Source organism: Nocardioides sp. Z13_37 (assembly GCF_058355585.1).
In genome coordinates this window covers 145,319-169,219 of sequence record NZ_JBZGDV010000001.1, presented here as the reverse complement: position 1 = coordinate 169,219, position 23,901 = coordinate 145,319, and the positions used below count along the sequence as shown (strand labels likewise).

25 protein-coding genes are annotated in these 23,901 nt (G+C 71.6%); 17 read left to right on the top strand and 8 right to left on the bottom strand.

Annotated features, from left to right (window positions below; genetic code table 11):
* Positions 1-32 precede the first annotated feature (32 nt).
* From pstC to AC4H2S_RS00820, 4 genes are all read left to right on the top strand, one after another.
* On the top strand, positions 33-983 hold the full coding sequence (gene pstC, locus AC4H2S_RS00835) for a phosphate ABC transporter permease subunit PstC (RefSeq protein ID WP_491495063.1): 951 nt from the start codon (positions 33-35) through the stop codon (positions 981-983).
* A complete protein-coding gene (pstA, locus tag AC4H2S_RS00830) occupies positions 980-2,143 on the top strand; it encodes a phosphate ABC transporter permease PstA (RefSeq protein ID WP_491495062.1) in 1,164 nt (387 codons plus the stop codon). Before pstC ends, pstA begins: the two co-directional genes overlap by 4 nt.
* A 63-nt stretch (positions 2,144-2,206) precedes the next feature.
* Positions 2,207-2,986 carry a phosphate ABC transporter ATP-binding protein PstB gene (gene pstB, locus AC4H2S_RS00825; RefSeq protein WP_491495061.1) on the top strand — a complete coding sequence of 260 codons (780 nt, stop codon included), beginning with the start codon at positions 2,207-2,209 and terminating at the stop codon, positions 2,984-2,986.
* A 306-nt stretch (positions 2,987-3,292) separates the two neighbouring features.
* Complete coding sequence (locus tag AC4H2S_RS00820) at positions 3,293-4,291, top strand: hypothetical protein (RefSeq protein WP_491495060.1); 999 nt, start codon at positions 3,293-3,295, stop codon at positions 4,289-4,291.
* A gap of 142 nt (positions 4,292-4,433) precedes the next feature.
* On the opposite strand, the gene AC4H2S_RS00815 is transcribed toward AC4H2S_RS00820, so the two are convergent.
* The 4 genes from AC4H2S_RS00815 to AC4H2S_RS00800 all read right to left on the bottom strand — a co-directional run bounded on the left by AC4H2S_RS00815 (position 4,434) and on the right by AC4H2S_RS00800 (position 8,745).
* Positions 4,434-5,429, bottom strand: coding sequence for an inorganic phosphate transporter (locus AC4H2S_RS00815; RefSeq protein WP_491495059.1), 996 nt, complete (start codon positions 5,427-5,429; stop codon positions 4,434-4,436).
* Positions 5,430-5,434: 5 nt separating this feature from the next.
* Complete coding sequence (locus AC4H2S_RS00810; RefSeq protein WP_491495058.1) at positions 5,435-6,052, bottom strand: DUF47 domain-containing protein; 618 nt, start codon at positions 6,050-6,052, stop codon at positions 5,435-5,437.
* A gap of 106 nt (positions 6,053-6,158) precedes the next feature.
* A complete protein-coding gene (locus tag AC4H2S_RS00805) occupies positions 6,159-8,336 on the bottom strand; it encodes an RNA degradosome polyphosphate kinase (RefSeq protein ID WP_491495057.1) in 2,178 nt (725 codons plus the stop codon).
* Between the two features lie 46 nt (positions 8,337-8,382).
* On the bottom strand, positions 8,383-8,745 hold the full coding sequence (locus AC4H2S_RS00800) for a DsrE family protein (RefSeq protein ID WP_491495056.1): 363 nt from the start codon (positions 8,743-8,745) through the stop codon (positions 8,383-8,385).
* Between the two features lie 22 nt (positions 8,746-8,767).
* On the opposite strand from AC4H2S_RS00800, the gene AC4H2S_RS00795 reads away from it, so the two are divergent.
* From AC4H2S_RS00795 to ygfZ, 3 genes are all read left to right on the top strand, one after another.
* The gene (locus AC4H2S_RS00795; RefSeq protein ID WP_491495055.1) at positions 8,768-9,262 is read left to right on the top strand and encodes a heme-binding beta-barrel domain-containing protein; all 495 of its coding nucleotides are present in this window, start codon (positions 8,768-8,770) and stop codon (positions 9,260-9,262) included.
* A 9-nt stretch (positions 9,263-9,271) separates the two neighbouring features.
* Positions 9,272-9,706: a Fur family transcriptional regulator gene (locus AC4H2S_RS00790; protein ID WP_491495054.1), complete on the top strand. Its 435-nt coding sequence runs from the start codon at positions 9,272-9,274 to the stop codon at positions 9,704-9,706.
* A gap of 76 nt (positions 9,707-9,782) precedes the next feature.
* Complete coding sequence (gene ygfZ / locus AC4H2S_RS00785) at positions 9,783-10,730, top strand: CAF17-like 4Fe-4S cluster assembly/insertion protein YgfZ (RefSeq protein WP_491495053.1); 948 nt, start codon at positions 9,783-9,785, stop codon at positions 10,728-10,730.
* 112 nt (positions 10,731-10,842) lie between these two features.
* On the opposite strand, the gene mshD is transcribed toward ygfZ, so the two are convergent.
* Positions 10,843-11,658 carry a mycothiol synthase gene (gene mshD, locus AC4H2S_RS00780; RefSeq protein WP_491495052.1) on the bottom strand — a complete coding sequence of 272 codons (816 nt, stop codon included), beginning with the start codon at positions 11,656-11,658 and terminating at the stop codon, positions 10,843-10,845.
* Between the two features lie 54 nt (positions 11,659-11,712).
* Complete coding sequence (locus tag AC4H2S_RS00775) at positions 11,713-12,429, bottom strand: winged helix-turn-helix transcriptional regulator (RefSeq protein ID WP_491495051.1); 717 nt, start codon at positions 12,427-12,429, stop codon at positions 11,713-11,715.
* 78 nt (positions 12,430-12,507) lie between these two features.
* Between AC4H2S_RS00775 and AC4H2S_RS00770 the strand changes: the two genes are divergently transcribed.
* The 8 genes from AC4H2S_RS00770 to AC4H2S_RS00735 all read left to right on the top strand — a co-directional run bounded on the left by AC4H2S_RS00770 (position 12,508) and on the right by AC4H2S_RS00735 (position 18,439).
* On the top strand, positions 12,508-12,807 hold the full coding sequence (locus AC4H2S_RS00770) for a MoaD/ThiS family protein (RefSeq protein WP_491495050.1): 300 nt from the start codon (positions 12,508-12,510) through the stop codon (positions 12,805-12,807).
* 110 nt (positions 12,808-12,917) lie between these two features.
* Positions 12,918-15,116: a carboxypeptidase-like regulatory domain-containing protein gene (locus tag AC4H2S_RS00765; protein ID WP_491495049.1), complete on the top strand. Its 2,199-nt coding sequence runs from the start codon at positions 12,918-12,920 to the stop codon at positions 15,114-15,116.
* A gap of 116 nt (positions 15,117-15,232) precedes the next feature.
* Positions 15,233-15,748 (top strand): thioredoxin family protein, encoded by a 516-nt coding sequence (locus tag AC4H2S_RS00760; protein WP_491495048.1) that lies wholly within the window; start codon positions 15,233-15,235, stop codon positions 15,746-15,748.
* Between the two features lie 287 nt (positions 15,749-16,035).
* Complete coding sequence (locus tag AC4H2S_RS00755) at positions 16,036-16,509, top strand: DUF4395 domain-containing protein (protein WP_491495047.1); 474 nt, start codon at positions 16,036-16,038, stop codon at positions 16,507-16,509.
* A gap of 73 nt (positions 16,510-16,582) precedes the next feature.
* Positions 16,583-17,431, top strand: coding sequence for a sulfurtransferase (locus tag AC4H2S_RS00750; protein ID WP_186339262.1), 849 nt, complete (start codon positions 16,583-16,585; stop codon positions 17,429-17,431).
* Position 17,432: 1 nt separating this feature from the next.
* On the top strand, positions 17,433-17,738 hold the full coding sequence (locus tag AC4H2S_RS00745) for a DUF1416 domain-containing protein (protein WP_491495046.1): 306 nt from the start codon (positions 17,433-17,435) through the stop codon (positions 17,736-17,738).
* A 172-nt stretch (positions 17,739-17,910) separates the two neighbouring features.
* Positions 17,911-18,213, top strand: a complete 303-nt coding sequence (locus AC4H2S_RS00740) for an ATP-binding protein (protein ID WP_491495045.1) — start codon at positions 17,911-17,913, stop codon at positions 18,211-18,213.
* A 103-nt stretch (positions 18,214-18,316) separates the two neighbouring features.
* Positions 18,317-18,439 carry a hypothetical protein gene (locus AC4H2S_RS00735; protein WP_491495044.1) on the top strand — a complete coding sequence of 41 codons (123 nt, stop codon included), beginning with the start codon at positions 18,317-18,319 and terminating at the stop codon, positions 18,437-18,439.
* A 58-nt stretch (positions 18,440-18,497) separates the two neighbouring features.
* Here AC4H2S_RS00735 and AC4H2S_RS00730 read toward each other — a convergent pair whose 3' ends face one another.
* Both AC4H2S_RS00730 and AC4H2S_RS00725 read right to left on the bottom strand, forming a co-directional pair.
* Positions 18,498-19,856, bottom strand: coding sequence for a helix-turn-helix domain-containing protein (locus AC4H2S_RS00730; protein ID WP_491495043.1), 1,359 nt, complete (start codon positions 19,854-19,856; stop codon positions 18,498-18,500).
* A gap of 58 nt (positions 19,857-19,914) precedes the next feature.
* On the bottom strand, positions 19,915-21,321 hold the full coding sequence (locus AC4H2S_RS00725; protein WP_491495042.1) for a tyrosine-protein kinase domain-containing protein: 1,407 nt from the start codon (positions 21,319-21,321) through the stop codon (positions 19,915-19,917).
* Between the two features lie 205 nt (positions 21,322-21,526).
* On the opposite strand from AC4H2S_RS00725, the gene AC4H2S_RS00720 reads away from it, so the two are divergent.
* Both AC4H2S_RS00720 and AC4H2S_RS00715 read left to right on the top strand, forming a co-directional pair.
* Positions 21,527-21,946: a hypothetical protein gene (locus AC4H2S_RS00720; protein WP_491495041.1), complete on the top strand. Its 420-nt coding sequence runs from the start codon at positions 21,527-21,529 to the stop codon at positions 21,944-21,946.
* Positions 21,947-22,027: 81 nt separating this feature from the next.
* Entirely contained in the window at positions 22,028-23,818 is a 1,791-nt protein-coding gene (locus AC4H2S_RS00715) for a DUF4012 domain-containing protein (protein ID WP_491495040.1), read from the top strand.
* Positions 23,819-23,901: the final 83 nt, after the last annotated feature.

The following is a 23,901-nucleotide window of genomic DNA, read 5'->3' as shown; positions in this document are numbered from 1 at the left end:
TTCCGACACGTCGTCACCCGGGAGGAACACCAGTGACCACCGTGATCCAGGAGCCCGTCCCCGACTCGGGGGAACGCGCCCGGACGACCCGCGTGGGGGACGCGGTCTTCAGCCGCACCGCGCTCGGGGCGGCCCTGCTCGTCGTCGGCCTGCTGGCCGGCGTCGCCGTCTTCCTGGTGCTCCAGGGGCTGCCGGCGCTCGACGCGTCCGGCGAGCAGGCCTACGGCAAGCCGAGCATCTGGGCGTACGTCGGCCCGCTGCTCTTCGGCACCGTCTTCTCGGCCGCGCTCGCCATGGTCATCGTGACGCCGCTGGCCATCGGGCTCGCGCTGGTGATCTCGCACTACGCGCCCCGTCGGCTGGCCAAGCCGGTCGGCTACCTCGTCGACCTGCTGGCCGCGGTGCCGTCCGTGGTCTTCGGCCTGTGGGGAATCGCGGTGCTGGCGCCGCGCCTGGTTCCCGTCTACGACTGGCTCAACGACTGGTTCGGCTGGATCCCGCTGTTCGGGGGGCCGGTGTCGAGCTCCGGGCGGACCCTGCTCACCGCCTCGATCGTGCTGGCGCTGATGGCGCTGCCGATCGTCACCGCGATCCTGCGCGAGATCTTCGCGCAGACGCCGACGATGCACGAGGAGGCCGCCCTCGCTCTCGGCGCGACCCGCTGGGAGATGATCCGGCTCGCCGTGCTGCCCTACGCCCGGTCGGGCATCGTCGCCGCGCTGCTCCTCGGCCTGGGTCGCGCGCTCGGCGAGACGATGGCCGTGGCGATGGTGCTCTCGGCCACCGGAGCGATCATCAGCTTCGACGTCATCTCCTCGGCCAACTCCAACACCATCGCGGCGAGCATCGCCAACAACTACGCGAACGCCGCCGGCCTCAAGATCAACGTGCTGATCTTCGCCGGCCTGGCCCTCTTCGTCCTGACGTTCGCCGTCAACTTCCTCGGCCGCTGGGTCGCCACGCGCGGGCAGGTGAAGGGATGAGCCTGATGACCGACCTCGACGACGGCCCCGACAAGGGCCCCGGCAAGGGCCCCGGCAAGGGCCTCGACACGGGCCTCGACACGGGCTGTGCCGGCGGGCACGCCGTCGACCGGCTGGAGCCGCTCACCGGCAGCACGCTGCCCCGCGTCGCCCCGGTCCTCGTCGGCGTGTGCTCGCTCGCGCTGGGGGCGCTGGCGCTGCTGCTGGGCCTCGGACCGATCGGCGGCGTGCTGGTCGCGTGGCTGGCCTACACCGCCTCGCTCTACGGCTGGACGCGCGCCATCGAGGGGCCGCGCAAGGCGACCGACACGCTGCTGCGCACGTTCATGTGGACGGCGTTCGTGCTGGCCATGGCACCGCTCGTCAGCCTGATGTGGACGGTGGTGTCGCGCGGCGCGCCCGTGCTGACGCCGCAGTTCCTCAACGACGACATGAGCGGCCGGGCCCTGCTCGGCGTCGGCGGCGGCATCTACCACGCGATCATGGGCACGATCCTGGTGACCGGCATCGCCGCGGTCATCGCCATCCCGATCGGCCTGTTCACCGCGATCTACCTGGTGGAGTACGGCCAGGGCAACCGGTTGGCCAAGGTCATCACGTTCCTCGTCGACGTGATGACCGGCATCCCCTCGATCGTGGCGGGCCTCTTCGCGGTCGCGCTGTTCATCGTCGTCACCGGCGACCCGCTGCCCCGTCTGGGCATCGGCGGGTCGATCGCGCTCGCGCTGCTCATGCTGCCGACGGTCATCCGCTCGGTCGAGGAGATGCTCAAGCTCGTGCCCGACGACCTGCGCGAGGCGTCGTACGCGCTGGGCGTGCCGCGGTGGCGCACCATCGTCAAGGTCGTGCTGCCGACCGCCGTCGCCGGCATCGTCACCGGCGTGACGCTGGCGATCGCCCGCGTCGCGGGCGAGACGGCGCCGCTGCTGCTGATCCTGGGCACGGCGCGGGTCGCCAACTGGAACCCCTTCGACGGCGCGGTGCAGACCCTGCCGGTCTTCATCTTCCAGTCGCTCGGCCAGACGACGCACTTCAAGTACGGCGAGATCTGGACCGACCGCGTCTGGGGCGCCGCCTTGTTCCTCATCCTCATCGTCATGTCGCTCAACCTCCTCGCGAGGGTCGTCGGCAAGGCGTTCGCCCCCAAGACCGGCCGCTGAGCCGCTCGCCCCCCCTGCAACCCCCGCAGCCCCCGCCGTCAGTCCCCAAGGAGTCCCCCCACCATGGCCAAGAGCATCGACGTCTCCGACCTCGACATCTACTACGGCGACTTCCTCGCTGTCGAGGGCGTCAACATGCACATCAAGGCGCGCTCGGTGACCGCCTTCATCGGCCCGTCCGGGTGCGGCAAGTCCACGGTGCTGCGCTCGCTCAACCGGATGCACGAGGTCATCCCCGGTGCGCGCGTGGAGGGCAAGGTGACCGTCGACGGGCAGTCCCTCTACGACAGCGCGGTCGACCCGGTGGCCGTACGCCGCCAGATCGGGATGGTCTTCCAGCGGCCGAACCCGTTCCCGACGATGTCGATCTACGAGAACGTGCTCGCCGGCAACCGCCTCAACGCCAAGCGGATGAAGAAGGCCGAGGCCGACGACGTCGTGGAGCGCTCCCTCAAGGGCGCCAACCTGTGGAACGAGGTCAAGGACCGCCTCGACAAGCCCGGCATGGGGCTGTCCGGCGGCCAGCAGCAGCGCCTGTGCATCGCGCGCGCGATCGCCGTCGAGCCGCAGGTGCTGCTGATGGACGAGCCCTGCTCGGCCCTCGACCCGATCTCGACCGCCGCCATCGAGGACCTGATCCACCAGCTCAAGGCGGACTACACGATCGTGATCGTCACCCACAACATGCAACAGGCGGCCCGGGTCTCCGACGAGACCGGGTTCTTCAACCTCAAGGCGGCCGGGAAGCCGGGCCACCTCGTGGAGTTCAATGCCACGCCGAAGATGTTCGCCAACCCGGACAACGAGTCCACCGAGGCCTACATCTCCGGCCGCTTCGGCTGAGGCCCGCGGGCCGGGGTCGCCCACCCCACCGCCGGGTATCTAGGGACGACCTGGTTGGGCGTTCGGGGGTTCGACCGACCAGGTCGTCCCTAGATACCCGGAGGGGGAGGGGGCGGGGGCGGCAGCCCGGTGGCCACCAACCGTCCACATCCTCGATCCTGAACGACGGTGGCGCGCGGCTGGGGACGACCGGCGACCTCGCCGTCGTGGGGACGCGAGCCTCGAGTCATGGAGGTCGACGGGTGGGGAGAGGGTGCTCGGCCCCTTCGCGGACTGGGGCCGCGCGAAGGCCTTCCGCCAGGACTCGTGTGGCCGCGACGCCGCACCGACAGCGACGGCCCCACGCAGTGGCAGACCAGGTCGGGCGCCTTCCGCAGCACCGGTGGCGGCAACTGGATGCCGGCCGAGGTGCCCGCCTCAGTGGACCAGCGGATCGTCGAGGCGGCGGCTCGCCTCCCCGCCCACGGTGGCGTGACGGGTTGGGCGTCGTTGCGCTGGTGCGGCGGCAGGTGGTTCTCCGGGACGGACTCGCGGGCCACGCCGCTGCCGGTCACTCTCGCGCTCGGCACCCGGCACACCCTGCGGCCGACGGAGCAGCTGCGGGTCAGCCAGGAGCTCGTGCCGCCGGGTGAGATCCGGCGTACGCGCGGGGTGAGGGTGACGAGCCCGTGCTGGAGCGTGGCCTTCGAGATGCGCAGGGCGGCCACGGACGAGGCGGCGATCGTGGCCTTCGAGATGGCGGCGTACGACGACCTGGTGTCCGTCGCCGAGCTGTCCGACTTCACCGAGTCGGCCCTCTGGATCCGGCGGGGCGTGCAACGCGTCCGCGACGTGCTGCCGCTGCTGGAGGAGAACTCGTGGTCCCCCATGGAGCCGGTCATGCGCCTGGCGTGGATCCGCTCGGGCGCCCCACGACCGCGGCCGAACTGCGCTGTGTTCGACCTGGGCGGCCGATTCGTCGGCACTCCCGACCTGCTGGACCCCGTCGCCGGCGTCTACGGGATGTATGACGGCGCGCTGCACCTGGCCGGCGAGGTGCGGCACGCTGATGTCGCGAAGGAGGCCGCCTATCGGAGGCTGGGGCTCGAGGGCGTGGTCATGATGGCCGGCGACGTGGGCGATCGCCGCGCCTTCGTCGCCCGGCCGCGCGAGGCGTACGCCCGAGCCGAACGTCGTCCGGCAGACATGCGGCAGTGGATGTCCGAGCCGCCCCGTTGGTGGGTGCCGACCTCGACCGTCGCCCAGCGACGTGCGCTGTCGGACCCCGCCCGCCGACGGTTGCTGCGCTATCGGCGCGCGGCGTGAGGTCGGGACATGCGGTGGCGCCCGCGGGGTCGGGTATCTAGGGACGATCTGGTTGGTCCACCGCCGGTTTCCCTACCAAGTCGTCCCTAGATACCCGAGCGAGGGACGGGGCCGGGGCTGGGGACGCGCGGGGGGGCGACGCTCAGGGGAGGAAGAGGTGCGCCACCCAGTAGCAGATCGCGGCGGCAAGGGCGGCGGCCGGGAAGGTCAGCACCCAGGCGGTGAGGATCGACTTGGCCACGCCCCAGCGGACGGCGGACAGGCGCTTGGTGGCGCCGACGCCCATGACCGCGGAGGTGATGGTGTGGGTGGTCGAGATCGGGGCCTCGAAGACGTAGGACGTCGTGTAGAGCACCGACGCCGCGACCGACTCGGCGGCGAAGCCGCGGGGCGGGTCGAGGTGGATGATGCGGCGTCCGAGCGTGCGCATGATGCGCCAGCCGCCGGACCAGGTGCCGAGGGAGATCGCGCCGGCCGCGGCGAAGATCACCCAGAGCGGCAGGCCGTCGGACTCGGCGACGTAGCCGCCGGTGAGCAGCGCCAGGAAGATCACGCCCATCGTCTTCTGGGCGTCCTGCAGGCCGTGGCCGAGCGCCATGGCGGCGGCGGAGACGGTCTGCGCGACCTTGAAGCCGCGGTTGGCACGCCCGGGGTTGGCGTTGCGGAAGGCCCACATGATGCCGATCATCAGCGCGAAGCCCAGGGTGAAGGCGACGAGCGGCGAGAGGAACATCGGGATGACGACCTTCTCGATCACGACCGCCCAGTTGGCGGTCGCGCCGGCCGCGACGGCGGCGCCGACGAGGCCGCCGATGAGCGCGTGCGAGGACGACGACGGCAGGCCGTAGTACCAGGTGACCAGGTTCCAGGTGATGGCGCCGAGCAGGCCGCACATCACGATCACCAGGCCGTGGCTGCCAGGCCCCGGATCGATCGTGTCGGACACCGTGTGGGCGACCTTCTGGCCCAGGAACGCTCCGACGAAGTTCATGACCGCCGCCATGGCGAGGGCCACACGCGGCTTGAGGGCGCCCGTCGAGACGGACGTCGCGATCGCGTTGGCCGCGTCGTGGAAGCCGTTGGTGTAGTCGAACACCAGGGCAACGACGACGACCGCGATGATGATCCCGATCTCCATCAGGGTCAGGACTCCTTGACGGCGATCTGCTCCACGATGTTGGCGACCTTCTCGAACGCGTCGATCGCCCCCTCGAGGGACTCCACGATGTCCTTCAGCTTGAGGACCTCGAGGGCCTCGAAGTCGCCGCTGAACAGGTTGGCCAGGATCCGGCGGTAGGACTTGTCACCGGTGTTCTCGAGACGGTTGATCTCGATCCAGTACTCGTCGAGCGAGCCCATCGACTCCAGCTGCGGCATCGCGGCGGCCGTGAGCTCGGCGCAGCGCTGCAGCACCTCGACCTGCTGCGTGGTCTCCGGCGGCAGGGAGGTGACCTCGTAGAGCAGGACCAGGTCGACGGCCTCGTCCATCATGTCCATCACGTCGTCGAGCGCCGAGGCGAGGGAGTAGATGTCCTCGCGGTCGAACGGCGTGACGAACGTGCTGTTGACCCGCCGGATGATGGAGTGGGTCGTCTCGTCGGCGGCGTGCTCGGCCTCGCGCATGCGCTGGGCGATCTCGGCCTTCGAGCTGCCGACCGACAGCATCTCGCTGAGGAGCTGGGATCCGACGACGAGGTGGTTGGCGGCTTCGCTGAAGAGGTCGTAGAACGAGCTGTCGACAGGGCGGAACTTCAGACGCACGGTGAACTCCGAACGGGGGGCGGATGAACCGTGGTTCATGCTAGGGGGTCATCGGCTCGAGAACGCAACCTCGGGCCGCCGTCTGGGGGCCGGTGTGACGCGGCGCTCAGCGGCGCCGGGCGCGCTGGCGCGCGATCAGCTCGTCCTGCAGGTGGCGTCGTCCGCGGTGGAGCACCCAGTCGCCCTCGGACCCGAGCTCCCAGGCGGTCGTGTCGGGGTCGAGGGCGAGGTCGAGCAGGCTCCGGATCTCCTCGACGACCTGCGGGTCGCCGAGGCGTACAAGCACCTCCACGCGACGGTCGAGGTTGCGGTGCATCATGTCGGCCGACCCGATCCAGGCCGCGGGCTCGCCGCCGTTGTCGAACCAGAAGACGCGGCTGTGCTCGAGGAAGCGGCCCAGGATCGAGCGCACGCGCACCGTCTCGGACAGGCCGGGCACGCCCGGGCGCAGGGCGCAGATGCCGCGGATGAGCATCTCGACGCGTACGCCTGCCTGCGAGGCGAGGTAGAGCGCGTCGATCACGGCCTCGTCGACCACCGAGTTGGCCTTGAGCCGGATGCCGGCGGGCCGGCCGGCCTGGTGGTGGGCGATCTCCTGGTGGATCTGGGCGATCAGGCCGTCGCGCATGCTGTGGGGAGCCACGAGCAGGTGGTCGTAGGTGCGGTTGCGGCTGATGCCCGACAGGTTGTTGAACAGCAGCGCGACGTCCTCGCCGATCTCGGGGTCGGCGGTCAGCAGGCCGAGGTCCTCGTAGAGGCGGGCGGTCTTGGGGTTGTAGTTGCCGGTGCCGAGGTGGACGTAGCGCCGGATCCCCTCGGGCTCGTCGCGCACGACCATGGACAGCTTGCAGTGGGTCTTGAGGCCGACGAGGCCGTAGACGACGTGGCAGCCGGCCTGCTCGAGCTTGCGCGCCCAGCGGATGTTGGCCTGCTCGTCGAAGCGCGCCTTGATCTCGACGACCACCAGCACCTGCTTGCCCGCCTCGGCGGCGTCGATGAGCGCCTCGATGATCGGGCTGTCGCCGGAGGTGCGGTAGAGCGTCTGCTTGATCGCCAGCACGTGCGGGTCGGCGGCCGCCTGCTCGAGGAAGCGCTGCACCGACGTGGCGAAGGAGTCGTAGGGGTGGTGCAGCAGCACGTCGCGGCGCGAGACCGCGCCGAACACGTCGACGGGGGAGGACGACTCGACCTCGGCCAGGCTCGGGTGGGTCGTGGGCAGGAACGCGGCGTACTTGAGGTCGTCGCGGGGCAGGTCGGCGATGGAGTGGAGCCCGGTGAGGTCGAGGGGGCCGGGCAGCGAGACCACCTCGGCGCGGCCGACCCCGAGCTCGGAGACGAGCAGGTCGAGCACCTTGGGGTCCATCGACTCCTCGACCTCGAGGCGCACGGGCGGGCCGAAGCGACGACGCTGCAGCTCCTTCTCCAGCGCCTTGAGGAGGTTCTCGGCGTCGTCCTCCTCGACCTCGAGGTCCTCGTTGCGGGTGACCCGGAAGGTGTGCGAGCCCAGCACGTCCATGCCGGGGAACAGCTTCTTGAGGTGCTCGCCGATGACGTCCTCGATCGGCACGAAGCGCTGGTTGCCGAGCCCGACGAAGCGCCCGAAGGTCGGCGGCACCTTGACGCGCGCGAAGTGCTCGGTGCGGGTCTCGGGGTGGCGAACGACGACCGCGAGGTTGAGCGACAGCCCGGAGATGTAGGGGAACGGGTGGGCCGGGTCGACGGCGAGGGGGGTGAGGACGGGGAAGATCCGGTCCTTGAAGAGCTTCTTGCAGACCTTCTGCTCGTCGCGGTCGAGCTCGGACCAACGCAGGATCTCGATGCCCTGCGCGCCGAGCTCGGGCAGGAGGTCGCCGAGCGCGCGGGCGTGGCGCTCCATCAGCCGGCGGCTCTCGGCCCACAGCCGCTCGAGCTGCTCGCGCGGCATCAGCCCACTGGCGGCCCGGACGGCCACGCCGGCGGCGATGCGACGCTTGAGGCCGGCGACGCGGACCATGAAGAACTCGTCGAGGTTGCTGGCGAAGATCGCGAGGAAGCGGGCCCGCTCGAGCAGCGGCAGGCCCGGGTCCTCGGCGAGCTCGAGGACGCGCTGGTTGAAGCGCACCCAGGAGATCTCGCGGTCGATGAACCGGTCGTCGAACTTCTCCACGGCCTGGATCGCCTCCGCGTCGGGGCGGTAGGGCGGCTCGACGTCGAAGGTGTCGCTGGGGTGCCCGAACGGCTCCGCGACCGGTCCCTCCTCCACCGAGGGGGAGACGGCGCTGGTCAGGGTGGCCGGGTCGGACATGTCGCCCAGTGTCGCACCGGAAGGTGAACGACGGATGACGCTCGCCTCAGTAGACGAGGGCCTGGACGCCGTCGCCGAGGACCTGCTCGGCGAACACGGCCGCGCCCGCGATCGTGACCCCCTCGCGGAGGTCGGCGGCGACGATCCCCCGGCGGGCGGCGCACTGCGAGCAGACGGTGATCGTGCCGCTGGTGAGGACGGCGGCCATCAGCTGGTCGAGGGGCGTGGCGAGGTCGAGCTCGAACTCCTCGGCGCGGCCCGGCACGCCGAACCAGGCGGCGTCCCCGGTCAGCCAGAGCGAGACGTCGGCGCCGGACGCCGCGGCGGCCGCGGAGACGGTGAAGCCCTGGTTGAGCCGCTCGGCGTCCTCGGCACCGCAGGTGACCTTGACGACCAGTGGGCGAGGCATGCGCCCACACTAGAGTGAACCCATGCCCTTCGAGCTGCCGGACAACCTGCATCCCAACTGCGGCCCCGTCGCGTGGCTGCTCGGCACGTGGCACGGCAACGGCCACGGCGACTACCCCACGATCGAGCCGTTCCAGTTCGGCCAGGAGCTGATCTTCACCCACGACGGCCGCCCGTTCTTCCACTACATGTCGCGCTCGTGGATCGTCGACGAGAAGGGCGAGTTCGTCCGCGACGCAGCGATGGAGACGGGCTTCCTGCGCTGCCCCGAGCCCGGCAGGATCGAGCTGCTGCTCGCGCACAACACCGGCTTCGCCGAGATCTGGTACGGCGCGGCCGAGGGCGGCAAGCTCGAGATGCACACCGCCGGCGTGTCCTTCACCGAGACCGCCAAGGAGGTCACGGCCGGCTCCCGGATGTACGGCAACGTCGAGGGCGACCTGCTCTACGCCTACGACATGGCGGCCGTCGGCCAGGAGCTCCAGCCGCACATCTGGGCACGGCTGAAGAGGGCCTGAGCGCCTCCGATGAGCGACGACCTGGCCACCAGGCTGCGGGAGCAGGGCCTGCGCCTGACCCCGCAGCGCGAGCTGATCCTGCACGCCGTCGAGGAGCTGCGCCACGCCACGCCCGACGAGGTGCTGGCCCACGTGCGCGGACAGGTCCGCTCCGTCAACGCCTCGACCGTCTACCGCACGCTGGAGGTGCTCGAGGAGCTCGGCCTGGTGCGCCACACGCACCTGAGCGACCGCGCGCCGACCTACCACTCCACCGGCGAGCACGAGCACGTCCACGTGGTGTGCCGCGGCTGTCACTCCGTGCGCTCCTACGACCCCGGCATCGTCCAGCCGCTGGTCGCGGCGCTCGGGGAGGACGGCTTCTCCGTCGACGTCGGGCACCTCGCGATCTTCGGCACCTGCGCCGACTGCTCCGCCGCTGCCGCCGAGTCCCCCGGAGACTGAAGCCCGGCTGCGCCCGGACGCGTCGCCCGCCACGGCGCCGCTGGGGCCGACGGTGGTCGCCGCGTAGGCTCGTGGCATGCAGTCCCCGCTCCTCTCCCTGCCCGGAGCCGTCGCGGGCGACGGGATCGACGCCCCCGTGGCCGCCCACTACGGCTCCTTCAACACCGAGCAGCGCAGCCTCGCGCGCGGTGACGGCTTCGTCGACCTCTCGCACCGCGACGTCGTACGCATCGCCGGCCCCGACCGGCTGTCGTGGCTGCACAACCTGACCACGCAGTTCTTCGAGGGGCTGGCTCCCGGGGTCTGGACGCAGGCCCTGGTGCTGAGCCCGCAGGGCCACGTCGAGCACGCGTTCACCGGCGTCGACGACGGTGAGGCGTTCGTCGCCCACACCGAGCCGGGCGCGGGCGCGGCCCTGGTCGAGTGGCTCGAGCGGATGAAGTTCATGACCCGCGTCGAGGTCTCGCTCGTCGACGACCTCGCCGTGATGTGGCGCCCGGGCGAGGGCCCGTCACGACCGGGTGGTCGCTACGACCTCGTGCCCCGCGACCGACTGGAGGCGTACGCCGAGGCCGCCGGGCCCGCCTGCGGGCTCTGGGCCTTCGAGGCGCTGCGCATCGAGCGCGGCGAGCCGAGGTTCGGCCTCGACACCGACCACCGCACGATCCCCAACGAGGTCGGCTGGATCGGGTCGGCCGTGCACCTCGACAAGGGCTGCTACCGCGGCCAGGAGACCGTCGCGCGGGTGCACACGCTCGGCCGCCCGCCCCGCCGGCTGGTGCTGCTCCACCTCGACGGCTCGGAGAACAGGCTGCCCCCCGCCGGGTCCGCGGTGTCCTACGACGGCCGCGACGTCGGCTTCGTCGGCTCGAGCGCCCGCCACCACGAGCTCGGCCCGATCGCGCTCGCGCTCGTCAAGCGCAACGTCCCGGTCGACGCCACGCTGACGGTCGACGAGATGCCGGCCGCCCAGGAGGTCGTCGTCGACCCCGAGGTCGGCCTGCACGTCCGCCCCCTCCGCTGACGCCAGGCGCCCGGAGCCGGGGTAGTTAGGGACGGAATGGTTGCCGGAAGGCCGATTCTGCAACCAAGCCGTCCCTAGATACCTGACCCCGCGAGCGCGCGCGCCCGGGAGGTCAGCCGCGGCGGTACTGCACGTGGGTGTCGGCCTCGGCGTGGCCGAACCCGAGGCGGGAGTAGAGCGCGACGGCGGGGGCGTTGTCGGACTCGACGTAGAGCAGCACCTCCTCGACCCCGGCGCCGGCGAGGTGGTGCAGCCCGGCCAGGGTGAGGGCCCGGCCGAGACCGCGGCCCTGCGCGGCCGGTGCGACCCCGACCACGTAGACCTCGCCGAGGCGGGCGTCGTGCTGCTTGGTCCAGTGGAAGCCGAGCATCCCCGACGCGTCCTCGGCGACGAGCAGCCCGGCCGGGTCGAACCACGGCTCGGCCATCCGGCGGGCGAGGTTGTCGGCGTCCATCGCCCCCTGCTCGGGGTGGTGGGCGAAGGCGGCGGCGTTGACCGCGACGACGTCGGCGGCGTCGGTGCCGCGGTAGGACCGGATCTCCACGCCGTCCGGCAGCGACAGCGGCGGGAGCGGATCGGCGGTGGGCCGGCGCATCACCCACAGGTCCCGCACCCGCTCCCAGCCGTGGCGCGCGGCGAGTCGGGCGGCGGCGGGGTGGTTGCCGTGCGACCACGCCGTCAGCGGGCCGTCGTACGACGACTCGGCGCGGGTGAGCAGCGCGGAGCCGAGCCCGCGGCGGCGGGCGGCGGGCCGCACCACCAGCGAGAGGTCGTCGGCGTGCAGGAGGGCGAAGGCGTCGTCGTCGGCGATCACCGAGACGGCGCCGTCGGCGAGGGCGATGCGCGTCGCCTCGTCGAGCGGGTCGGCGCCGTCGGCGTCGGCGGCCTCCGCGGCGATGTCGTCGACCAGTGCGGCGGTGGCGTCCATGCCGACGACCCTAGTGCGGGCCCAGGACGAGCCCAGGACGAGCTCAGGACGAACTCAGGACGAGCTGGGTGAGGTCTCGGTGGGGGCGGGCTCGCGGCTCGGGACGACGAAGCGGTAGCCGACGTTGCGCACGGTGCCGATGTGGTGCTCGTGCTCGGTGCCGAGCTTGGCACGCAGCCGGCGCACGTGGACGTCGACGGTGCGGGTGCCTCCGAAGTAGTCGTAGCCCCAGACCTCCTGCAGCAGCTGCTCGCGGCTGAACACGCGACCGGGGTGCTGGGCGAGGTACTTCAGGAGCTCGAACTCCTTGTAGGTCAGGTCGAGGGCGCGCCCGCCGATGCGTGCGGTGTAGGTGGCGTCGTCGACGACGACCTCGCCGCGGTGGATCACGTGGGCGGCGGGGTCGTCGGGCGCGGCCGCGCTGGCGCGACCGATCGCGAGCCGGATGCGCGCGTCGAGCTCGGCCGGCCCGCAGGTGTGCAGGACGACGTCGTCCATGCCCCAGTCGTGGGCGACGACGGCGAGGCCGCCCTCGGTGACGACGAGCAGCACGGGCGCGTCGGAGCCGGTGGTGCGGATCAGCCGGCACAGGTCGCGCGCGGCGGCGAGGTCCTGGCGGCCGTCGACGAGGACGAGGTCGGCGTCAGGCGCGTCGATCAGGGCGCTGCCCTGCGCGGGGACGATGCGCACCGAGTGCGCAAGCAGCGCGAGCCCGGGGAGCACCTCGGCCGAGGGCTGCAGCGCGCTCGTGAGCAGCAGCAGTGCGCTCATCGCGGGTCCTCCTCGTGCGCCGGGGGATCGGCCCGGCGGAGCCGGAGCCGCAGCCGGGGATGAGGAAGGATAGCCCGCATGGGGCCCTCGACGGATCTGCAGCGGAGTGGTGAGACGACCATCACCGTGCGCTACTGGGCGGGCGCCCGGGCGGCGGCGGGCACGGCGGAGGACGTGCTGGCGACGACGGGCGAGCTGAGCCTGGCCGAGGTGGTGGCCCGCGTGCTGGCGCTGCACCCGGGCGAGCAGATGGCGCGCACGGTGGGGGTCTGCTCGGTGCTGGTGGGCGACCAGCCGGTCCGCTCGCAGGACCCCGAGACGGTCGTCGTACGCCCCGGCGCTGTGGTCGAGCTGCTGCCTCCTTTTGCGGGAGGCTGAGTGCGCGCGGCGATTATGCGATAGAACTTCCTCTCGACGGGCCTCCACGGGGGATGGCCTGCGCTTCGGGCACGGATGTGCCGACTGATGTCCAAGGGGGACACAACTCAATGAGAAGCACTCAAGGGGGAGCTTTCGCGCGCCTTCTCGCAGGTGGCACCGCCGCCGCAACGGCGTTCGCGGGCCTCGCGATCGGACTGGCGACGCCTGCCCACGCGGCCGTCACGATCAGCGGCAGCACGGTCGACGCCGCAGGCAACTACGTCGACGGCTTCATCTCGATCTACCACTACTCCGACCAGGACGGAGACGGCACGGTCGAGTCGTTCGAGTACGACTACCTTCCCGGGGTGAGCACCCAAGGTGGCGCCTTCGACCTCAACCTCGAGGACGGCCTCTACAAGCTCCAGTTCTACCCCTCCTCCGGCAACGCCGAGTACCGGAGCGAGTACTACCTGGACAAGGCCGACCTGACGACCGCCGACTTCATCGCGGTCGCGGGCGCCGCCCAGGTGCTCCCGGCGTGGACCATCGACTCCGTCGCGACGGTGACCGGCACGGTCGCGACGACCGACGGCCGTGCCGTGCGCGACGCCAGGGTCGAGGCCTACGCGGCCGATGACGGCGCGTTGCTCGCCAGCGACATGACCGACTCGTCCGGTGCCTTCCGCATCGGGGCGGAGGAGGCCGTCAAGCTGCGCTTCTCGGGCTACGACTCGGTGACCAACAAGTCGCTGGCCACCGAGTACTACTCCGACAAGTCCGACCTCGCCTCGGCCGACGCCGTCGCCCCGGGCTCCGCGCTCGGGACCATCACCCTGGCCCCCGGCGGCTCGATCTCGGGCCGCGTCACCAGCGAGGCCGGAGCTCCGCTCCACCGGGCGCGCGCCTGCGTCGAGGACTTCTGCGACTCCACCGACGCCAACGGCGTCTACACCATCGAGGGCGTCGAGACCGGTGCCCACGTGGTGGAGTTCTCCGACCCGATCGACGAGTTCGTCGGCGAGTACTACGACAACGTCGCCCTCGACGAGTACGGCGACCCCGTCGGCACCCCGGCCGTCGTGAACGTCGCCCCCGGCCAGGCGGTCGCGGGCATCGACGCCGCCCTCGCGGCGAAGTCCAAGCCCGCCCCCACCGGGGTGGACATCAGCGGCACCGTCCGCGACCAGGTCGGCGGACTCGGCGTGGGCTACACCGTCCTCGCGTACGACACCCCGGCCGACCCGCGCGACCGCAAGGTCGTCGCGCGGACGATCTCCAACCGCTCCGGCGGCTACGCGTTCACCACGCTCGACCGCGTCGGCGGCGAGACCGAGTTCAAGATCGTCGTCGAGGGCCAGGCGGCCCGCGAGAGGAACGACTTCGCTCGCCGCACCATCTGGACCGGTCAGAAGTTCGGCTACGAGACCGCCACCGCTGTGACGGCCGCGCCGCAGGTCATCGACTTCGTGCAGCCGGTCGCCGGCGGCGTCGCGGGCGCCGTCACCAGCGAGGCCGGTGGCGCGCCGGAGGAGCCCTGGGTCGCGTTCGTCGACGCCGACGACAACTACATCGGCGCCTACGCCGAGTTCCAGGCCAACGGCTCCTACGAGACCCGCAACCTCTGGCCGGGCGACTACACCGCCCAGTTCGGCGGCGCGCGTCACGTCTCCGAGTGGTGGAACGACGCTGTCGCCGGACAGGCGAAGACCATCACGGTCAAGCCGGGCGAGGTGCTCACCGGCATCTCGGCCGCGCTGGCCAAGGACGTCAAGGCCGTCGAGCGCCCGAGCGTCACGGGTGACGCGTGGGTCGGCAAGACGATCCGCCTGGACAAGGGCGTGTGGACGGCGATGGCCGGCACCCAGTTCACCTACGAGTGGCTGGTCAAGGGCACCGTGGTCGCGACCGGTCCGTCGCTCAAGCTCACCAAGAAGCACCTCGGCGACAAGATCACCGGCCGCGTGACCAACGACGCCGGGTTCACCCAGGGTCAGGCGATCACCAAGGCGACCGCCAAGGTCGGCTACAAGCCGAAGGTCACGGCGAAGGTCACCAAGAAGTCCGCGGCGATCACCCTCAAGGTCAAGCCCCTCAAGGCCAAGAAGGTCAAGGCCACGGTCACCGTCTTCACGATCGTCGGCGTCAAGAAGAACGGCGACGACAAGCTCAAGAAGCTCGGCAAGGCCAAGGTCACGAAGGGCACGGGTGTCGTCACCTTCAAGAAGCCGCTCGGCAAGGGCAAGCACAAGCTCGTCTTCACCGTGAAGGGCAAGGGCAAGGTCGGCTCCGGCGACATCAAGAAGAAGTACAAGATCAAGCGCTGATCCGACGCAGCAGCACCTGCAGCACCTGCACCACGCGAGGCCCCGGGATCCGTCCCGGGGCCTCGCCCCGTCCCCGGGCCCGGAACAAATCCGGCGAGCGCCGTCGTTGGGCGGTTGTGAGCACCGGAGCCTGGATCGTCGTCGCCGCCGTCGTGCTGGCGCTGGGGTTCGGCCTGTGGCGCCTGGCCACCGACGGCCGGTTCCGCGAGACCCGCGCCCCGCGCCCCGCTCCGGCCACCCCCGAGGGCCCGACCGGCGAGGGCCCGGCCAGCGAGGGCCCGGTCGACCAGGGGGAGGGGGACCTCGCTGTCCGGACGGAGACCCCCGTCGGCGCCGAGCTGGTGACCGCGGTGGGCCGCGAGCTGGGCGAGCGCGCGACGTTGTTGCAGTTCTCCAGCGCGTTCTGCGCCCCGTGCCGCGCGACCCGCCGGGTGCTCGACGAGGTGAGCGGGCTGGTGGACGGCGTGGCCCACGTGGAGATCGACGCCGAGCACCACCTCGAGGCGACCCGTGCCCTCGGCATCCTGCGCACGCCCACCACCGTGGTGCTCGAGGCGTCGGGTGCTGAGGTCACCCGGGCGACCGGGGCGCCGACGCGCGACCAGGTGCTGACCGCGCTGGCCCGGGTCTGATCTCAGGATATGGATGCGTGGGTCACATCGTGAGACGTAGCGGCGGGGCGCCGGCCGGACGGCCTACTGTCGTGGTCATGTCCTCGACCATGCTCACCAAGCGCCGCGCAGTGGACCACTGCCGCGTGCACTCGGCGCTGTGTCGAATGTCGTAGCGGTCCCGCCGCCCCTCTGAGTCCTGTCGTCCAGCCCGTCGTCGCTGGACCGTGCTCGGTCGGTGGGACCCGCGTGCCGGGCCCTGCCCCGGCCCGCCCGGCCCCGCCGTGCCGACCGACCACAGGAGAGACATGACCACCAGCACCACCGAGACGCCGCGTGCGGCGTCCGCCCGCCCCGCCGGGCTGATCGACCCGCGCGGCCCGCAGCTCGCCGCCGCCCTGACCTCCGTCGTCCTGGCGGCCGTGCTGCTGCTCCCCACGCCGTACGCCGCCGCGCTGCTCGCCGTGCAGGCGGCGCTGTTCGCCGTGGGTGCCGTGCGCGGCGTCCAGGCCACGCCGTACGCGTGGCTGTTCGGCCGGCTCGTCCGCCCGCGCCTCGCACCGCCCGCCGAGTGGGAGGCCCCCGAGCCGCCGCGCTTCGCCCAGGCCGTGGGCCTCGCGTTCGCGCTCGTCGGGCTGGCCGGCTTCGCGGTGGGCGCCACCGTCCTCGCCCAGGTCGCCGTGGGGCTCGCCCTCGTGGCCGCCCTGCTCAACGCCGCCTTCGCCTTCTGCCTGGGATGCGAGGTCTACCTGCTCGTCCGCCGCTTCATCGCCACCGTCTGATCTCCCGTCTGATCCACCGTCTGACCCCCACGCCCGACCCACGTCTGTACACACCACAAGGAGCACATCACCAATGAGCCGCGAGAACTCGCTCGTCACCGCCCAGTGGGTCGAGGACAACCTCGACACCGACGGCGTCGTCCTCATCGAGGTCGACGAGGACACCACCGCCTACGACAAGGGCCACATCCGGGGAGCCATCAAGCTCGACTGGACCACCGACCTCCAGGACCAGGTCCGCCGCGACTTCGTCAACAAGGAGCAGTTCGAGGCGCTGCTGTCCGAGCGGGGCGTCTCCAACGACGACACCGTCGTGCTCTACGGCGGCAACAACAACTGGTTCGCCGCCTACGCCTACTGGTACTTCAAGCTCTACGGCCACCAGGACGTCAAGCTCCTCGACGGCGGCCGCAAGAAGTGGGAGCTCGACTCCCGCGAGCTGACCGACGACCTGCCCACCCGCGCCGCGACGACCTACACCGCCACGGAGCAGGACACCTCGATCCGCGCATTCCGCGACGAGGTCGTCGCCGCCATCGGCACGCAGAACCTCGTCGACGTGCGCAGCCCCGACGAGTACGCCGGCCGGCTGCTCGCCCCGGCCCACCTGCCCCAGGAGCAGGCGCAGCGCGCCGGTCACATCCCGACCTCGGTCAACGTGCCGTGGAGCAAGAACGCCAACGACGACGGCACCTTCAAGTCCGACGAGGAGCTCGCCGCGCTCTACGACGAGGTCGGCTTCGACGCCGACAAGGACACCATCGCCCTGTGCCGCATCGGTGAGCGCTCCTCGCTGACGTGGTTCGTGCTGACCGAGCTGCTCGGACGCAAGAACGTCAAGAACTACGACGGCTCGTGGACCGAGTACGGCTCGCTGGTCGGCGTGCCGGTCGCCCTCGGCGACGAGCCCGGGGAGGCCTGACATGTGCGGAGCGAAGCAGGGCGGGCTCTCCCTCGACGGCGTCAACGTCGCCAAGGAGGCCGTGATCCAGGGACAGGTGCTGCGCAGCGGCGACGAGCCGGTCGCCAACGCCTACGTGCGCCTGCTCGACCGCAGCGGCGAGTTCACCGCCGAGGTCCCCACCTCGGCCACCGGGCACTTCCGCTTCTTCGCCGGCGACGGCGAGTGGACGCTGCGGACCCTGGCGCCCAAGGCGCAGCCCGTCGACACCCGCGTGGTGGCCGCGACGGGCTCCGTCGCGGAGGTCCAGGTGCTCGTGAGCGCCTGATCGCACCAGTGGTCCAGACCACCGGAGGACGCTCCGTGCCCCGAGCGCGGAGCGTTCCTCTCATTTTCCTCTGTCCTCCACGCCTCGGACGTGCCCGTCGCCCGGGTCCCACCGCGGGATCTCGGGCTGTACGTCGCAGGCTCCACCTCGGCGAGAACGCGCGCCGGCTGCAGTGCCGGGCACAGGGCTTGGCCTCACCATCGTGCGCAGGATCGTCGAGGCGCACGGCGGCGTGGTGTCGTTGGAGAGAACTCCAGGCGAGGGCACCAGCGTCTGCGTGCCGCTCGCACTGAGGCGGCGGTCGGACCGACGCCGAGGCGGCGGGGCGGACGCGTGCGCCCCCGAGGCCGGACGTGCGAGGACCCCCCGTGGGGGACGGGGGGTCCGGTGCAACCGGGTGGGGGCCGGTGCGGGCCTCGCGAGGGGGTGTCGCGAGGTGCGTCCAGGCAATGGATTTGCCATGGGACTTGCCTAAGTTTGCCCAACATCGCCACACTCGGCACCTGTTTTGCGAAAATTTCGTTCGCGGACGCTCGGGTCGCCTGCGAACCCCACCCGGCACACCATTTGGAGACCACATGAACCGCAAGGCCCCCCGCATCGTCGTCTGCGTCGTCGCTCTCGCCGCCCTGGCCGGCTTCGCAGCTCCCGCTGAGGCAGCGCAGAGCCGCGTCACGGCCCGCACGGTGTGGTGCTGCTGACCCGCTGACCTTCCGCTGACCTGGTCCGACCAGCTCCTGGCACCGACCAGGCCAGGAGTCAGCTGCGGGCGAGCGCGGTGGACGTCACGCGCGCCCGCAGTCCGGTCGACACTCCAGCGCGGCGGTAGGCGTCGAGTGCCGCCTCAGCCAGGCCGAGGCCGGTGAACAGGTCGGCCAGGTCGAACCACAGCTGCGCCGCGCTCTGGTCGGCCCCGATGGCCGAGAGCCGGTGCACAGCCTTCTGGTAGGCGAGCGCTGCCCGGTCGGCGTCGCCCTCGCCCGCGAACGTGCGGCCCTCGAGGACGAGGGCCTCGGCCTCGGCCAGCGGGGCATGTCCGTCGGCGGTGAGGTGCACCTGGTCGATCAGCTCGCGACACTCGCCCCGGTCGCCGGCGAGGAAGGCCACCCGGGCCAGCCCGAGCAGCGTCCAGGCCCGGTCGACGGGCGTGCCGCTGCTCCACTCGAGCTCGGCGGCTGCCTGTTCGAGGTTGTGGCGTGCCTCATCGATGGCAGGCGGGTCGAGCTCGAGCTGGAGCCGGCCGACCTCGGTGCGCAGCCGCGCGAGGTTGCGCGCGTCCTGGCCCTCGCCCAGGAGCGCGAGCGCCCGCTCGGCGAGCGGGACGGCAGCGGCGACGTCACCGCGCCGCGCCTGCATGGCGCTGGCGTTCCAGTAGGCCGAGGCCCGTGCGCGCGCCGACCCGAGCGACTCGGCGCGCGTGATGGCCTTTCTGCACATGCGTACGGCGTGGCCGGTGTCGCCGCGCTCGAAGTGGGCGGCGGCCACGGTGACGGCGAGCTGGACGGCCTCGTCGCACGACTCGAGGCGGGCCTCCTCGATGTGGGCCATCACCCGCTCGCCGCACTCGATCGCACGACCGAGGTCGCCGGACTCGCGATAGATGCGGCTCAGGGCGATGCCGGCCTTGATGCGGGTCATCCCGTTGACCCGGTCGTCGCCGATGAGCCCCTCGAGCTCCACGATCGCGTCGTCCACGCGTTGGGTGGCCTCGAGGGCACGCGCGTGAAGGAGGCGGGCGCGCTCGCGCATCCCGTCGATCCGAACCCCCCCGAGCTGGGTCAGCGCGGCCTGGAGGTGCTGCTCGGCGTCGGCCGGCTGGCCCGACTCGAGCGACAGCTCCGCGTAGTCGAGCGCGAGCCGGATCTCGTCGACGAGGTTGCGGTCGGGCTCGCCCAGCAGGGACTCGATGTTGGCGCCCAGACGCTCGGCCAGCGCGGTCAAGGACGCGAGGGTGGGGCCGCGACGGCCGGCTTCGATGCGCGAGAGGTATGCCACCGACATGATGCCGTCGGCGACGTCGCCTTGGGTGAGGCCACGGGCGAGCCGTGCCGCCCGCAACCGGCGGCCCAGGTCCTCACGGTCGGCCTGCTCGAGCAACTCGGCGTGACGCTGATCCATCCGGACATTGTGAGGCACGACTTGCCAGCATGGTGTCCATTGCGGCAAAGACACCTTGTCAAGTGCCCGAGACTGCGCCCCCTCGGGCCTCCGCGGGCACCTCGTCGGGTGCGTAGCCGTAACCGTAGCCATACCCGTAGCCCGAGCCGTAGTCGCCCCGGCCCTTGCGCGGCACCATGTTGAAGACGGCACCGAGCGTGCGGGCGCCGACCGCGTCGAGGCGCTCGCGCGCGGCGGCGAGCTGCTCACGGGCGGTCTTGCCGTGGCGTACGACGACCACGGCGCCGTCGACCTGCGAGGCGATGAGGGCGGCATCGGTGACCGGCAGCAGCGGCGGTGCGTCGATGATGATGACGTCGAAGGCGGCCCTGAGCTCGCGGAGCAGAGAGGCCATCGCCTGGGACTGGAGCAGCTCCGAGGGATTGGGCGGGACGGCGCCGGACGCCAGCACATGGAGCCCGGAGCCGTGGGTGAGGATGACGTCGGTCGCGGTGACCCTGCCGACGAGCGCGGTGGTGAGGCCGATCGTGCCGTCGAGGCCCAGCAGCTCGGCAGCCTGTGGGCGACGCAGGTCGCCGTCGATCAGCAGTGTGCGCGCGCCCGCCTGCTGGAGGGCGAGGGCGGTGTTGACCGCCGTCGTCGACTTGCCCTCGCCGGGCAGCGCGCTGGTCACGACGAACGCCTTGGACGCGGCGTCGACGTCGACGAAGGACAGGTTGGTGCGCAGCACCCGGAAGGCCTCCGCGCGCGGCTCGTGCGACGCGAGCTCGGTCAGCAGCGGCCGCTTGCCGACTTCGCTGTCGAAGGCGAAGGTGCCGAGGATCGGCGCCCGCAGCGCGGTGGTCACGTCGTCGGCCGACTTGGTGCTGGTGTCGAGCAGCTCGCGCACGACAGCGAGGCCGACGCCGAGGAGCAGGCCGAGCACGAGGGCGAGGCCCAGGTTGCGCACCGGGTTGGGCGAGATCGGGCCGCCCGGGAGCGATGCCGCGTCGACGACGGTGCCCTTGAGGACCGGGCGGTTCTGCCCGGGCGGGGTCTCCAGCTCGGCGAGGAGGGCGACGAGCTCCTCGCCGTAGGTCTGGGTCAACTGCTGGGCGACGACGGGGTCGGGGTCGGTGACCGAGATGTTGAGCAGGACGGTCTCGGGGGAGGCCTGCGCGGTCACCTTGGCGGCCAGCTCCCCGGGTGCCAGGTCGCTGCCGGTGACGGCCCCTACCCGGGTGGCGAGCTCGGTGCCGGTCGCCAGGTCGGCGTAGGACGACAGGCGCTGACTGCTGAAGAGGTTGCCCTGGTAGGCCTCGGCCGAGGACGAGGCGCTGGTGGAGATGAAGAGCTGCGTCGTCGACTGGTATTGCGGGGTCGTCCGCCACGTCGCGAGCGCCGCCCCGGCCAGCACGATCGCGAGCGTGGCGAGGACGAGCCGCCAGCGGCGGCGCAGGATGCGCAGGTAGTCGGACAGTTCCACGGCGTTGGTCCCCCGAAGTGAGATGGAGCGGCCAGTCTCGGCCACGAACGCTCTACTGAGCAACTCGGCGTTGTTACTGTCTGTTTACTATTCTGTGGATTTGCCGTTACCTTTCTCTCGCTGCCTCCGCCGGGTGCTCCCGGTCGTGGCCAGCTCGGATCGCACACATGGTCGGTCCCACTCACACTCCTCGGAAGGTCCATCCATGAAGAAGCTGACAGCAGTTGCCTCAGCCACCACGTTCGCGGCCGTCGCCTCGATGCTCGTGGCGCCCGCCGCGCAGGCTGATCCCTACCCGCGCTCGATCGACACCCAGTGCGTGGCGGTCGCCGCCGACACCAAGGTCGGCATCGGCGGTCGCGTCAAGGTGAAGTTCAAGTGGACCGCCGAGGGCAACCTCACCCCGAAGGGCCGGGTGAACTACGTCGTCACCCGCCAGGGCGGCGGCCGGGTCGAGAAGGGGTCCTTCCGCAGCAACGGCAAGAAGCAGTCGACCGTCAAGGCCATCCGCCTCGCTCGCAAGGGCAACTACTACGTGAGGTTCGAGACGGCCACGAGCCGCACGTCGGTCTTCCGCGACTGCTCTGCCTCGACCTCCAAGATCAAGGTGCGCAAGCGCTTCTGACCCGCACGCTGCACGTCTCACGACCGACTCCTGCCGCTGGCCGATCCGCTCGGCCGCACGTCATGACGGGGTAGATGCACGGTGGCCAAGACCACACGCGAGCGCGCGGAGCGCACTGCCTGGCGCCGGTGGCGCTGGCCTCTCGGGACCGCTCTGGTCGCGCTGCTCGGCGCTGCCCTCTGGACAGGGTGGACGGTCTGGCAGGTCCAGCGGGACCTGACCACCGCCCGGGCCGACGCGGTGGCGCTGCCCGCTGCGTTGACGGGCGACGCGGACGACGCCCCGGCGGTCGTCGAGTCGCTCCAGTCGCATGCCGGCGCGGCGTCCGAGCGCACGTCCGGTCTGACGTGGCGGGTGCTGAGCGCCCTGCCGGGCCTCGGCGACGACTTCGAGGCGGCCGCCCGTGTCTCGCGAGCCGTCGACGTCGTGGCCCGGCGGGGAGCCGGGCCGCTGGTGGAGAGCGGGGTCAGCGCCGAGACGTTCGCCCCCCGCCACGGTCGCGTCCCAGTGGGCCGGATCGCCCGCGCGGCCCGGCCCCTCGCTGAAGCGCGTGACGGCTTCGCCGCGGCCCGGGCTGAGCTCGACGACATCGAGGTCGGGGGACTGGTGCGCGAGCTCCGGCCGCAGGTCGAGGCGCTCATCCGTCAGGTCGAGGACGGCGCCGACACGCTCGACGGCGCGACCCGGGCGGCGCAACTGCTGCCGACCATGCTCGGCGGTGACGGCGCCCGTGACTACCTCCTCGTCTTCCAGAACAACGCCGAGCCCCGCTCGCTGGGTGGCATGCCCGGCCTGATGGCCCTGCTGCGCGCCGACGACGGCGTCGTCACGCTCGGACCCATGGCCGCGGCGAGCGCGTTCGGCGAGCTCGACAGGTCCGTCCTGCCGCTCACCGCGCAGGAGCGCCGGATCTGGTTCGACCAGCCCGGCAGGTGGTTCCAGGACGCCGTCTTCATCCCCGACTTCCACCGCGCGAGCACCCTGATGGCGGCGCGCTGGGCGCTCGAGACCGGGCGGGAGGTCGATGGGGTCCTCTCGGTCGACCCGGTCGCCCTGTCCTACCTGCTGGAGGCCACTGGTCCGATCACGGTCGACGACCGCCGTCTGACGTCCAGCACCTTCGTCGACGAGATCCTCCACCAGCCCTACCTGCGCTACCGGGACGACCCTGCGGCCGAGGACGCCTTCTTCGCCGAGGCGCTCACCACCACCTTCGACCGGTTCCTCGACCCACGCACGAGTCCGACCGCCCTGGTCGCGGCGCTGTCGCGTGGCGCCACCGAGGGGCGCCTGCTCGTGCACTCCTCCGACGGCGCGGAGCAGGACCGGCTCGAGGGCACCCGGGTGGCCGGTGCCTTCCCGAGCGGGTCGAGCGGGGCCGCCCAGGCCGGTGTCTACGTCAACGACGCCACCGGGTCCAAGATGGGCTACTTCCTCGACTACGACGCCCGGATCAGCAGCGTCTCGTGCGCCTCCGGCGTGATCGGCTTCAGCGGCTCGCTCCGCATCCACTCCAGCGCGCCCGCCGACGCCGCGTCGCTGCCCCACACGGTCACCGGCTCGGGCGACTACGGCGTCGCCCGCGGCGACCACCTCAACGTCTTCGACCTGGTCGCGCCCTCCGGCGGCACGATCACCGACGTCGTCGTCAACGGGGTGGCGTCGAAGGGCACCAACCGCACCTTCGAGGGACGCCCGATCGTCTCGGTGCCGATCCTCCTCGAGCCCGGCGACGTGGTCACGCTGACCTGGCGCGCGACGTCGGGGGCCGGCCACTCCGGAGGCGTCGAGCTGATCAGCACCCCGGGCGTCCAGCGCGGGGGCGGCAAGCAGTTCGTCCCGGCGCCGTGCGCGAGCGGTGATGACGCGTGAGGACGACGAAAACGTGAGCCGGCCACTGCTCAACGGCGGCAGCCTGTCACGACGAGGCACACAGTGATCCCGGGGAGATGTCC